Genomic DNA, 12034 nt, shown 5'->3' on the forward strand with positions numbered 1-12034 from the left:
AGCTGAGGGGTGGTTTTAGGGGGAGAGCTTTTTCGCGCGTGTGCCCCACGTGTTTCGAGTGCTTTCAGGAGGATTTTACCTATGTCGAAGAAGAACGCGATTGGAAACCTCGTCGATGAGGTATTGGATGGAACCAACCTCGATTTACGAGTGGATGGCTTTCAACTTGAAGAATTTCTAGAAACTCGAGAAGTCCGCATCAACTGCAATGTTCACCATAACAAAACAGGTGAGAAAGTGACGATCGAAGGTCGCGGAGTCGGGCTGGTCGATGCTTTCTTTCAAGGCATCATCGGTATTTACAGCAAAGAGTTCTCATCTCTTGAGACCATCCGGTTCAACGATCTGGAGGTCAAAGCCTCCATTGATAAGAGCCGCCAGGGCTCTCTCAGCGACTCTATGGCGGAAGTTATTCTCGCCGTGGCAAACTCAGACGGTAAAATCTTTCTCTTTTCACACCAAAGTCAGTCTATTACGGGCTCCTGCATGAGTGCCGTCCTAAGAGCAGCCGAGTTTTTCGCCAACACGGAGCGTGCGGTGATATCCGTCTACCGCGCTCTTGAACACGCCCGCGAATCTGGAAGAAATGACTCAATTAATCGCTACACCCGCCAACTGGCGACCCTGGTTGAGGCAACCTCATACTCTGAGGTCATCGACCGAATCCGCAAAGAGAGCCTCGAGCTAAAACCCTGAAACGAGATAAAGCCGAGTGCTCTTGCCTCCCTCCCAAGCGCTGTTAGAATCAGGCCATCTGGAGGATCCAAGCGTGAGTGACCTAAAGCTCAAGCCCGATGAGGCGATAGATTTTAACGGCATCGACCTCGGCGCCATCGACTTAGAACTCGATACGAAAACCCCTAGGCCTGGGCGCAAAAAAACTCCATTAGTTCGGACACTTACGCTGGTATCGCTGCTCTCTGGCATAATCCTGGTTATGTGGCTTCCCACGACCCACTTCTACAAGTCATCCAATTACTCAACCGCTTTGTTCTTCGGGATTTGTGTCTTCGGGGTTGGACTCACATTTGTTGGTGGTCGTTTCTTCTGGGCATGGATGGAAGAAGCAGCAGAAGAGTGGGCACTCCATGCAATACCCGCCACGCAGCGGCCTCCCCGGGTCATCAAGCCTCTTGAACGGTGGCTCACCCTTTTGGCTGCCTGTGGCTTGGGAGCAATCACGCTCTTCGCATTTCCTGAAAGCAGCTCGTACAACGATGGTTCATGGATGCTTAAAGCGCTTGGCGGAGCTTGCTCAGCAGCTCTTGGAGGCCGATGGCTTTTTATTCAAGCCGGGCGGGCCACACCCCGTGGAAAAGGCGGTCTACCGACGCTGCCTGCCTGGTTTAAGTGGCTGAACCTCGCCTTCCTAGTGATTGGCGCCCTGATTGTCCTGCTCAGCGATCTGCTCTTTAACTCCCAACAAGCCCAGGGCTACCTATCCGCATTGGGCTTTATTCTAGGGATTGGAGGGGCCATTTGGCTAGCCAGACGCTTTGATGAGCTCGAAACACGCTTCAAAAATGAAGCATCCCGGGGATCAAGCAAGCCACCTGAGGCCTAATTCCCGACCATAAGATGCGCAATAATAACCATTTTAGTTGACATAAGGCGCTCGTTTTTTTAAACCAAGCTCTCCTTCTGGTGACCGTAGCTCAGTTGGTAGAGCATCGGCTTGTGGTGCCGATGGTCGCGGGTTCAAACCCCGTCGGTCACCCCATTTTTCCCTTTCAGCTTAGTCTTTGTAATACTGGTGTTATGCTTCCAGGCTATAACCATAACGTCGAGTACCAAGGCCGCACCTTCCATATTCAAACGGAAGACTCCGGGATTGATAATCCACACATCATCTCCCACCTTTTTGAAGGTGGAAACATTTTAGAAACTCGTAAATGCGACTACGCGAATATTCTCGGTAACGAGCAACGCGATAAGGTCTTGATGAGCCTCATGCTCAATCAACACCAAGCACTGATCCGAGAACTCGAATCTGGTGAACTCGATAAGCTTTTAGAAGGTCCGGCACCCAAGGAAGAAAGTTCCGAGCACCTTGAACTTCCCGTAGAACCAGAACCTGAACCTGAACCTGAACCTGAACTAGAACTAGAATCAGAGCCCGAGGTAGAACCAAGTATCGAACCGGTAAACTCCGAAACTTTGGAATCCGGTGTTCCCGCATGGCTTAGCAGTCTACCAGAAACACGCATCATCCACCGGCGCCAACAAGCATCCGGATCTCAACCAAGAAGCCAACAAGAGCTTGATGAGCTTGCTCAAGTAACCATCAGACAAATCGTAGACGCCGGCACCGGAATGCCCATGCCAGCGTCCTCATCGAGCCAAGACACCTTAGCCGATGCACTTCAGGTTATTTTAAGTTCAGTCGAAGAAGACGCCACATAGACATTTGAAATTCGCCCGGTTGCGGGAGCAGCCAAGGCGAACTATACCCATAGCCATGCCAATCCTACTCAATCTCAGCGTCAATCTATTATTGGGCAGTGGCATCGCTCTGGTGGCCCGTAGGTCTGACGCGATGCAGAGAAATTGGCTCAGTTGGTCGACCCTGTGTCTGCTTGCCTTTGAGTCGCTCTGCATTACCCCGATGGCAACCTTCGCTTTTCGATTTTATCCAGATTGGTCCCTGCTTTACCTCTTAGATCCCGAAGTTTTCCCAAACCTTCCTTATTGGATTGGATGGCTTTCAATTGTGGTCATCGTTCTCAATTTCATAACGGCAACAAGTGCATACCTCATCACTCGAGCAGGTATCCTCAAGCAACGTGCAGCCATTAAGCTCAGTCCGATGGTTATTGGGGCGTCGTCGTTTCTGATCCTGATTGTGTTGTTTTACAAGAGAGTATTTTTTATCGGTGACTACGAGGCATTTCTTGCAGGCGAAGCCCAGCTGCTTCCAACAACCCTTGTTGGTATATTTGGAATCACTGTCTATCTTGCTACCGCTGGCTTTATTGCCTGGCTTTCCAAAAGATTCTCAGAGTCTGATCCCAAAATTTTTTAATATCGGAATGTACTTGAAATAAAGAAATACATGAAAGACTGGAAATACTTAACCTTCTCAAAATGATACACGCTTGAATCCAACTGCGACGCAACAATAGCGCTCACTTGGTCGTTTTCCACGACATCTTCCCCTTCGCCAAAGCTATACATCAAGCCCACGCGAGACAGTGAATGCTCTCCAAAATATCCTAATGCTACGCTCATCCCAAAAAGGTCTACATCCGGCGACTGTCTTACTTGGGCCCATTCGTTGTCATCGCGAATTTTAGGCGCGCTGGAAAAATCCGTAAAAAAACCCCAAGCGACACTCACCTCGGGAATGACCAACCACTCCATTCCGACGTTCACATTCACCACTGTTTTTCGCTCAATCGTTTTTACAAATGGAAACAATGAGTCAGCGTCCGAAAGGCCTTGGGTATCACAACCACGCTCCTGGCCCTCGACCTTAATCAATTCATAACAAACAGGCGCATGAATCGAGATATCCCCACTCACGGTGAAGCGGCGCCTCATACTGTAGTTTGCACCCACGCGTATCATCAGAGCTCGTTTGTTCTCAGACGAAAAAATGGTCTCACGTCGTTCAAGGCCATGAGAGACCATCGACTCGTCTCCCGAGCAATCCTCATCGACACAATCCCGTGATAAACGGTCTCGAACGAAAAGCAGTTTCCCTTCCGAATTCAAATCAACGGTTGGCAGCTGAACCGAAAGCCCTAATTTAAACGATGGTGACACATGGTATTTCGCGCCTAATCCAAGCAGTAAACTTCCGCTGTACAAAGAGATTTCACGGACAGCCATCCCTGCTGACTCATTGGCCGAAGCGTCAGAGTCTCCGCCCTGAACAACGAGTTCATAATTGGTCAAAGTTCGAAAAACATAAAAAGCAGAAACGCCAATTCTCAAATTAGGACCGAACTTCCGACCATAAGCTATGCCGGTCCAAAGTGAGTTGTCCTCAAGCTTGCGTGAATAGTTCCCTACGTTGACCTCACTCGTTTGAAATGCCGGGCTAGAGATCGCCACCTTACGAAAAGAGGGAATCATGGCTACCAAACCAAAGGCTTGGGTCGGTAACCCGTTTGGAAGCTTCTCTCCAAATGTCTTTACAAAACCCGCACTCGCCGGAATGACAATCAGCTGGGAGAAATCAAGCTCAAGGTTGGCCAGGCCGGGCACGGCCGTCGAAAAAGAATCTGGGTTTATCTCTCCGCGCTCAAAACCATAAAGACTTGTGGAGACCTGGAGGCTGGATTGTTTTACATCGGCCAAACCTGCCGGGTTGAAATATACGCCAGAAGGATCCGCCGACAAACTCACATAAGCGCCGCCCAAACCAAGAGAACGGCCACCGACAAGAAAATCTTGGTAGTGCGTATCATCGGCATAAACAGGCCCACTCAGAGACAGCCCAATGGCTAAAACCAAAAGTCGGAGTCCTATGAAGCTCAAAGAGTATTTCATATCAAATCAGTCTCGCACGACTGCACTACCTGGGAAAAGTGAAAGGTGGGGATTAAGCCGCGCGGTCTCGCGGGGAAGTTTCCAGATCAACGGAAACAATCTTACTCATTCCAGGTTCTTCCATCGTAATTCCGTAAAGTCTGTCTAGATGGCTCATCGTCTGCTTATTGTGCGTGATGACAATAAACTGAGACACTTTTGAGATTTCTCGTAGCATCTCGTTAAAACGCCCAACATTGGCGTCATCAAGCGGCGCATCGACCTCATCCATGACGCAAAATGGTGTTGGTTTAATCAAGAAGATCGAGAAGACCAACGCTGTTGCCGTGAGTGCTTTTTCACCACCCGAGAGCAAACCAACATTCTGAAGCTTCTTACCTGGAGGCTGGGCGATAATATCAACGCCGCATTCCAAAAGGTCATCAGAGTCGCAAAGGCGAAGTGCTGCGCGACCGCCGCGAAATAGACGCGGAAACACTTTGATGAACATTTCGTTAACCGCCTCAAATGCCTCTTTAAAGCGAACTCGGCTGGTGCGGTTGATCTGGTTGATGGCTTTTCGCAGGGAGCTAAGGGCCTCCAATAAGTCATCGCGTTGCCCAACTAAGAAGGTGTGGCGCTCTTCGACTTCATCATGCTCATCAATGGCGGTTAGGTTGATAGAGCCCATATTCTTTATCAGGCGTTCTATCTCTTCTATGCGTTCTTCGACTTCGGCCCCGGGAGCCGGCTGACCTTTGTACTCCGGCGCAACTTGCATCAACATCACATCATGACGTTCAAGAATCTGGTCACACAAACGCTGCTGCTCCATCTCAAGACGCTGCAAACGCATTCGCTCATCGTTAAGAGAAGACTGTAAGGTCGTGCTGCTTCGGCGGCGGTCTCTTAAGGCCTGTTCTACGGCCGTCAATTTCAGACGTTTCTCTTCGTACTTTTGACGTGCTTGAGCCACACCATCTCGAAGATTCTGAGCGCGCTCAACCAGCTCGCCGATATCCTCGCGGCCGATATCCAGTCGTTCACTCAACTCAGCAATCAGTGCTTCACCTTCAGCAATCGTTTGCTGGTCTTGGTCGAGGCGTTCTTTTTGTTCCGAATGATTCATGCTCAATCGTTCAATTGCACTCTTTAGAGCAGAGAGACGTTCATCCCTGCTTGCAATATTAATCTTGAGTGCCGTTAAATCTTCAGAGTGAATTTCAAGTTCTTCCGCCAAGCCAGAACGCTGAGAAACCACCTGGTTTACTTTCTCTTCAGCCTCACGCTGACCTTCCTCAGCCTGCTCTGCAACACTTTTGGCTTCGATCAGCTCCTGAGCAATATTCGTCGCCTCGTCACGCCGCGCCTCTAATTCATATTGCAACACTTCCGAACGCTCGCTGAGACGTCTCAATTCGGCGGTGGCGATTTGGCGGTCCTTGGTGACTTCTATTTTTTCAATTTCAGCAGAACGCACTTCTTTGTCGAGTTGTTGGATATCGATTTCCAGCTGTAGCCGCTCTTGCTCCAGAGTTTCCTGCTTCTGAGCTGTATCGCTTAACTCCACCTCAATCTTGACGACTTCGTCTTGTAGTTCGCGAATCTCACGCTTGCTGGCAAGAAGACCGCCGCCTTCAGCTCTTCCCCCAACCACAACGCCACTGGCTTCAACAATCTCACCCGAAAGTGTTACCAAACGCGCGGCGCTATGACCGCTGGCTTGAAGACCTGCAAGATTAGCACGTGCTGCATCCATATTTTCGACGAATACAACATCAGAGAGTAAGCTGCGCGCGATATCGCTAAAGGCCGGGTCGTAAGCAACCAAATCAAGCGCTGTTCCGATAACGCCTGTGCCCTGCAACTGAAGAGAGCTGGCGGCGTGCTTGGTCTCAAGAGGAATAAAACCTCCACGACCTGACTCGCCTGCCTTCAGCCATTCAACAGCATTCTGAGCTACATCTAAGTCTTCAACCACCAGGTACTGCAACCGGTCCCCAAGCGTGGCTTCAACTGCCGTTTCGTATTCCTCGGGAACAGAAAGCACATCGGTAACCAGCGCCTTGATTCCATCAACGGCACTCTTTTCACCGCCTCCCATCAAGGCTTTAACGCCCTCAGAATAACCTTCAAGCGAGCGGGCTATTTCTTCCAGTGATTGAAGGCGTGAAGAGCGTTTGGTTAAGCGGCCGTTGAGTGCATTGAGTTCAGTCATCAGAGCACCAACTCGTCCACTGACGTCTTTGAAAAGCCCTTGAGACTTATTCAAGCTCTCTTTCCATTCACCCAGCTGCCCGGTCAACACCTCGTCGCGCTGCACCAACTCATCATGTTGAATCCGAGCATCAGCGCATAATTGGGAGAGTTCATTTTCCTCAACCAATAAGTTTTCCGTGAGGCGTTGTGTATCGACTTTTTGTTTTTCGAGCCCTGACATTCGCGCTCGTTGCTGCGCCGCCTGATGGACCAGTTCAACCGCTTGGGCCCGCAGAGACTCTGTCTCTCGGTCCGAACTTGCAAGCCGCTCTTGAAGCCCTTCAACTCGGGCGGTGAGCGACTCCAGCCTGTCTTGATCGCCATCGGTGCTATTTTCTAGACCACTGAGCTGCTCTACCAGCGTAACCCTCTCACCGCTCGATGCTTCGAGCCTTAAGTTGGTATCGCGCTGATGGGTTCGGGCCACCATAATTCTGTTACGGCTTTCCTCGAGTTGCTCCGACCAGTGTTCGATGTCTCGGCGCATGGAGACAACCTTGGTATCAGCATCCGAGCTAACCGCCTGCCGAGCCTGAATGTCTCGCTCGACTTCAATCATCTTCAGCTTGTCGGCCTCTAGGAATCCTTCATCGCTCTCGATTGAGCGGCTCGCATCGCCCACTTCCTGATTCAACTCATTCAGTTTCTCACGGCACTGCTGCTGCTCGTCAATCAAACCGTAAACGCGGTGGCTTGCCCGGTGCAGATCGAGCCCACGTTGTTCTTCGCGTAAACGCTTATAGCGCTGCGCCTTTTGGGCCTGGCGTTTCAGTGATGCAAGTTGGCGTTCTAACTCTGCGATGATGTCGTTAACCCGAGCTAAGTTTTGCTCGGTGCTCTTCATCCGTCGCTCAGCCGCTTTTTTACGGGCCTTAAACTTGGTGATTCCCGCAACTTCTTCGATAAGGCTTCGCCGGTCTTCCGGTCGCGAATTGACGATGAAACCGATTCTTCCCTGCTCAATGATTGAGTAGGCGCGTGTACCGACTCCAGTACCGAGAAATAGATCAGTAATATCGCGTAATCGGCAAGGTACCTTGTTGATCAAGTATTCCGTTTTACCATCGCGATGCAGCCGGCGGGTAATACCAATCTCGGAATACTCCATGTAATCCAACGGTACATTGCCATCGTTATGAAAGGTCAGGGTAACTTCGGCCATCCCGAGAGGTCCACGGCTGTCGGAACCAGCGAAAATAACGTCCTGCATGGCACGTCCACGCAGGTGTTTGGCGCTCATTTCTCCCATGGCCCAGCGAATCGAGTCGATAATATTAGACTTTCCACACCCGTTGGGACCCACGACACCGGTGATACCGTCGCCAAAGGTCAATTTGGTGCGTTCTGCAAAGGACTTAAACCCGCAGATTTCAAGACTTTTAATTCGCATATCAGATCACAGCGTCCATTTGGTATGAAGTACCATACCATAGGTTGCCATACCTCTCCCCTACTAAATTCAGTAACAGAGTCGGTCAGCGCCGAGCAAGTTCAAAGGCCGGGCTTCTACACTCTCAGTGCCGCTTTGGGCAATTGCGATCTAAAAGGATCTTAGAAAAGGCTTACTTAAGAATGCCCACCCGCGGGATCGCCACACCGGCTACCGTATCGAAGCCCTCATCGGCCTCCAGGCTTGGCGAACCGTCCAGGATTGAGCTGCTATCAGCTCCTTTTGCCGCACGTCGGTACTTCGAAGCTGCTGCCTCCTGGCCGTAGGGTCGTCCCGAATTACCGGCTTGGATAGCTTCAACTCGTCTCGCTGCCGGCCCTGCTGCCGCTGCTTGATAACTGGACATCGCCACGGCGACGGGAGCAACATCAGGACGTTGTTCGGCTAAATGAAGTGCACCCAAGCGTCCACTGGTGGCTTGGCGTATATCCATTGCGCTCTCAAGGCGCTGCTTACGAACCACGTTGTTCTCAAATTGTTCAATGGTTGCCTGGCCCAAACTATCAGACCGGTTGGTCGCAGTATTTTGGCGGACATGGTCATCAGCCTTAACCACCTGAACAGAAGATGATTGCTTGCCGCGCTCGACTGCAGGGCTAAAATCCTCTCGCGTCGACGCTCCGGGGTCTCCGGGCTTCACGGACTCTACGTTAGTCAGAGGATTGGCTCTCATTTGAGCATACGGATCCATCGCTGCAACCACTGATGAATCGCTTCCGCCAAGTTCACCACCTCCAGCTGATCTTCGACTTAGCCGCTGGGCTGCATCAAAGTGACTGGATGGATTGATTGGATCGATGCTCACGAAATATCCCGGCCGGTGAATTAAAACTTCACCCCTTAATAACGTTCATGTTTTAAATGTTATCGAGCCGGGTATGGCTCATATGGCGCAGCCTCGTCAAGCCAAGAGCTATGCACCCCTAGTTTAGCCCTGCTTTCCTCAGACGCAAAGCCCAGAAGGCCATTTTCCACCGATTTCACGAACTTTTGGCGCACAAGCAGCTCGTGCTATAGACCCTTCATGAGAATAATTGGTGGAAAAGCCAAAGGCAGACGCCTCCAGGTGCCGAAAAACGGAGTAAGACCTACACCAGATCGGGTTCGAGAAGCTCTTTGCTCGATGCTCGGCCCTGAGATACCTGAGGCTAGAATTCTCGATCTTTTTGCCGGTACCGGCGCCTTCGGTCTGGAATGTCTGTCTCGAGGTGCGAGTGCTCTTACCCTTGTTGAGAAAAACACTAAGAATATTAGAGTGTTAAGGGAGAACATCGAAAAAACTCAGCTGTCTTCGCCTAACGTCATCAATATGCCTGCCCTAAAAGCTCTAAAGCAGCTCAGTGCACAAAATACCAAGTTCGATATCGCCTTCCTAGATCCGCCGTTTGACGCCGGATTATTAGAACAATCTTTGCACTTACTCGTAGAACTAGATTTGATGGATAATGACGGCTGCGCTATTTGCGAGCATCGCAGCCAAGTATCTCCACCCTCTGCACCAGCAGGTTGGGGACAGGTGCTTACACGGGCCTACGGTGATGTTACCATTACAGTGTTTCGCCCCGATACGCAGGAGGAAGAACAATGACGATCGCGCTCTACCCAGGATCCTTTGATCCCGTTACAAACGGCCATATCAACCTCATCGAACGTGGGCTTCAAGTGTTCGACAAACTCATTGTGGCGGTGGCCAGCAACGTTCGAAAGAAATCACTCTTCACCCCACAAGAACGCATTGAGATGATTCGAGACGCAGTCGACTCTGAGCATCTGGAAGTCAGAAGCTTTGAAGGACTTCTCGTAGATTACGCTCGTGAAATAGATGCCCGCATCATTCTAAGAGGGCTGAGAGCACTTTCTGATTTTGAGTTTGAATTTCAACTTGCCCACATGAACAGACGTCTGGGTGCTAAAAACCCCGGTGGTATTGAGACGGTTTTTATGATGACCGGTGAAGAGCACTTCTATGTTTCAAGCAGCTTAGTGCGGGAAATTGCTTCATTTGGCGGAGAGGTCGAGGGGCTCGTTCCCGAGCTGGCCTACGATAAGCTGAAACTCAAATTCGCCACGCAAGACACATAGACTCAATAGAATGACCCTTTTTTCGCAAGAAGTATTTCAATAGCCGTAATAATTCTGCAACTATAAATATGAACGAGTTTTCCAATCGAGGCTGTTTCGCTCGAGTTAGAATCCACACTGAGAGCCTTCAGGTTCTTGTGAAACGAGATGGTGGTCACAAAGAAGTGTTAAATGCTGTTCACAACAAGATCCTGAGCTTAGCCGTGGTCTGCCTATCCGCATTCAGCATCAGTGTCTTCAGCACCGGTTGCCAGGACAAGAAAATAGTTCGAGGGTATCCTGACCAGTATTCAGGGATCGGCGTCGAGCTTAAGATAGATGAAGCCAGCCAGCAGCCCATTGTCGAGCGCGTCTTGTCAGGCAGCCCTGCCGAGCAAGCCGGGGTCAAGGTTGGTGATAAAATCGTGGCAATTGACGAAGAAGCTACCCAAGGCCTCCCATTTGGAGAAATCATTTTTAAAATCCGCGGTAAACCTGGATCTCAATTGAGCCTTAAGCTCGACCGCGCAGGTCGAACGATTTGGTCCGTGATGCCACGGGGTAGTCTGAAAAGAGTAAACGAAGACTATAAATTGTCGACGGACAAGTAATACCTAGCCCAAATTCAGCGTTGCGCTCTCAATGAACAGAACCGCTGTGCATAAGCTGCAGTGGGTCGATGCCCATTTGATGGAGAGCCAATTCCCAAACATCGTCAGGATTGGATTGAAATATCAATTGCACGTCCGCTGGGGCAACAAGCCAAGCTCCGGTCGTAACCTCTTCGGCCAGCTGACCTTCACCCCAACCGGCGTAGCCAAGAAACACCTTTAGGTGCTCTGGCGGCTCTTCAACCAACATCGATAGTGATTCGAGCGAATAGCTTAGCCGAATGTTTCCCATGACTGTTTCGGTCTCAGGGCCTTCCTGCTCTGATTCATGGAGAATAAACGCACGATCGGTTTGAACCGGACCGCCCTGAAAAATCGGCTGAGTTGCGTCCCCATTGAAGGTCATATCCTGGCTGGCGCAGAATTCCCCGATTTCTAGTTCAATCGGTCGGTTTACAACAATTCCCATCGAACCTTCGTCGGAATGCTCTACCAGTAGGACAACACTGCGAAAAAAGTTCGGATCTACCAACTGGGGTACGGCAATTAAAAACGTGGGTGCACCCAGCAGAATTCTCTCAATCATAAAATTAGGATAACGTGAACCTGGGAACGGCACCAAACAGAAAGATCTAGAAAACGCGGCTTTTTTTAAAAAGGAGAGCGGATTCAGCCAAATTTCCGAAATGATAGGAAATTTGTTGCTGTCAGATTTGAAATGACCAGCAAAAGTGCAGAATAATGATAACGGCGAGTGAACGGTTGCGATGTCTCAAGACTTTACCCTAGGGAATCCAGAAGTTCAGGAAGCCAGAAAGCTGAGCGCGTGCTCTCAGTAAAGCGAAAGCGCAGGCGGGGAAAATAGAACGTGAGAATCACTGGTAGAATATGGATAGGCATTGCACCGCTTTTGGCCGGTTACATTGTTTCCCAAGTGGTCAATACATACTCAAGTATTGAGAATGAAGAGCTACTGACGAGGTCAGTCGAAGCTGTGGATGGGGCATTGGACGGCAAGGATATCCTCGTTGAATTCGATACAATGCTCAACCAATACACCAAAGCGATTACCGAACAGGACGAAGACGCCTTTATGGAGGCGCAAGCGGCTTCTGAATCCGCTATTAAAGGTCTTAAGAAACTCAGTAAAAAAGAGATTGGGCAGATCCGACAGAAAGAA

12 protein-coding genes and 1 tRNA gene are annotated in these 12034 nt (G+C 50.1%); 9 read left to right on the forward strand and 4 right to left on the reverse strand.

The window, feature by feature from the left end:
• Positions 1-81: 81 nt before the first annotated feature.
• The 5 genes from HOK28_23405 to HOK28_23425 all read left to right on the forward strand — a co-directional run bounded on the left by HOK28_23405 (position 82) and on the right by HOK28_23425 (position 3022).
• Positions 82-696: a hypothetical protein gene (locus HOK28_23405; GenBank protein MBT6436057.1), complete on the forward strand. Its 615-nt coding sequence runs from the start codon at positions 82-84 to the stop codon at positions 694-696.
• A gap of 73 nt (positions 697-769) precedes the next feature.
• A complete protein-coding gene (locus HOK28_23410; protein ID MBT6436058.1) occupies positions 770-1564 on the forward strand; it encodes a hypothetical protein in 795 nt (264 codons plus the stop codon).
• 80 nt (positions 1565-1644) lie between these two features.
• Positions 1645-1720: transfer RNA gene (locus tag HOK28_23415), tRNA-His, on the forward strand.
• A complete protein-coding gene (locus tag HOK28_23420; GenBank protein ID MBT6436059.1) occupies positions 1687-2403 on the forward strand; it encodes a hypothetical protein in 717 nt (238 codons plus the stop codon). The genes HOK28_23415 and HOK28_23420 overlap by 34 nt, the downstream gene beginning before the upstream one ends.
• A 55-nt stretch (positions 2404-2458) precedes the next feature.
• Positions 2459-3022 (forward strand): hypothetical protein, encoded by a 564-nt coding sequence (locus HOK28_23425; GenBank protein ID MBT6436060.1) that lies wholly within the window; start codon positions 2459-2461, stop codon positions 3020-3022.
• Here the strand turns inward: HOK28_23425 and HOK28_23430 are convergent.
• The 3 genes from HOK28_23430 to HOK28_23440 all read right to left on the reverse strand — a co-directional run bounded on the left by HOK28_23430 (position 3019) and on the right by HOK28_23440 (position 8987).
• Entirely contained in the window at positions 3019-4494 is a 1476-nt protein-coding gene (locus tag HOK28_23430) for a hypothetical protein (protein MBT6436061.1), read from the reverse strand. The two genes, HOK28_23425 and HOK28_23430, sit on opposite strands and share 4 nt — an antisense overlap.
• A gap of 52 nt (positions 4495-4546) precedes the next feature.
• The gene (gene smc, locus HOK28_23435) at positions 4547-8122 is read right to left on the reverse strand and encodes a chromosome segregation protein SMC (protein MBT6436062.1); all 3576 of its coding nucleotides are present in this window, start codon (positions 8120-8122) and stop codon (positions 4547-4549) included.
• 172 nt (positions 8123-8294) lie between these two features.
• A complete protein-coding gene (locus tag HOK28_23440) occupies positions 8295-8987 on the reverse strand; it encodes a hypothetical protein (GenBank protein ID MBT6436063.1) in 693 nt (230 codons plus the stop codon).
• A 219-nt stretch (positions 8988-9206) separates the two neighbouring features.
• Here HOK28_23440 and rsmD point away from each other — a divergent pair, with 219 nt between their 5' ends.
• The 3 genes from rsmD (at position 9207) to HOK28_23455 (ending at position 10854) form a co-directional block, all read left to right on the forward strand.
• Positions 9207-9770: a 16S rRNA (guanine(966)-N(2))-methyltransferase RsmD gene (gene rsmD, locus HOK28_23445; GenBank protein ID MBT6436064.1), complete on the forward strand. Its 564-nt coding sequence runs from the start codon at positions 9207-9209 to the stop codon at positions 9768-9770.
• Positions 9767-10264: a pantetheine-phosphate adenylyltransferase gene (gene coaD, locus HOK28_23450; GenBank protein MBT6436065.1), complete on the forward strand. Its 498-nt coding sequence runs from the start codon at positions 9767-9769 to the stop codon at positions 10262-10264. The genes rsmD and coaD overlap by 4 nt, the downstream gene beginning before the upstream one ends.
• A 68-nt stretch (positions 10265-10332) precedes the next feature.
• A complete protein-coding gene (locus HOK28_23455) occupies positions 10333-10854 on the forward strand; it encodes a PDZ domain-containing protein (GenBank protein MBT6436066.1) in 522 nt (173 codons plus the stop codon).
• Positions 10855-10882: 28 nt separating this feature from the next.
• Here HOK28_23455 and HOK28_23460 read toward each other — a convergent pair whose 3' ends face one another.
• Positions 10883-11440, reverse strand: coding sequence for a YqgE/AlgH family protein (locus HOK28_23460; GenBank protein MBT6436067.1), 558 nt, complete (start codon positions 11438-11440; stop codon positions 10883-10885).
• 282 nt (positions 11441-11722) lie between these two features.
• Between HOK28_23460 and HOK28_23465 the strand changes: the two genes are divergently transcribed.
• Positions 11723-12034: hypothetical protein (locus tag HOK28_23465; protein MBT6436068.1), on the forward strand; the 312-nt coding region annotated here is incomplete at its 3' end.

The organism is Deltaproteobacteria bacterium (assembly GCA_018668695.1).
GTDB lineage: Bacteria > Myxococcota > XYA12-FULL-58-9 > XYA12-FULL-58-9 > JABJBS01 > JABJBS01.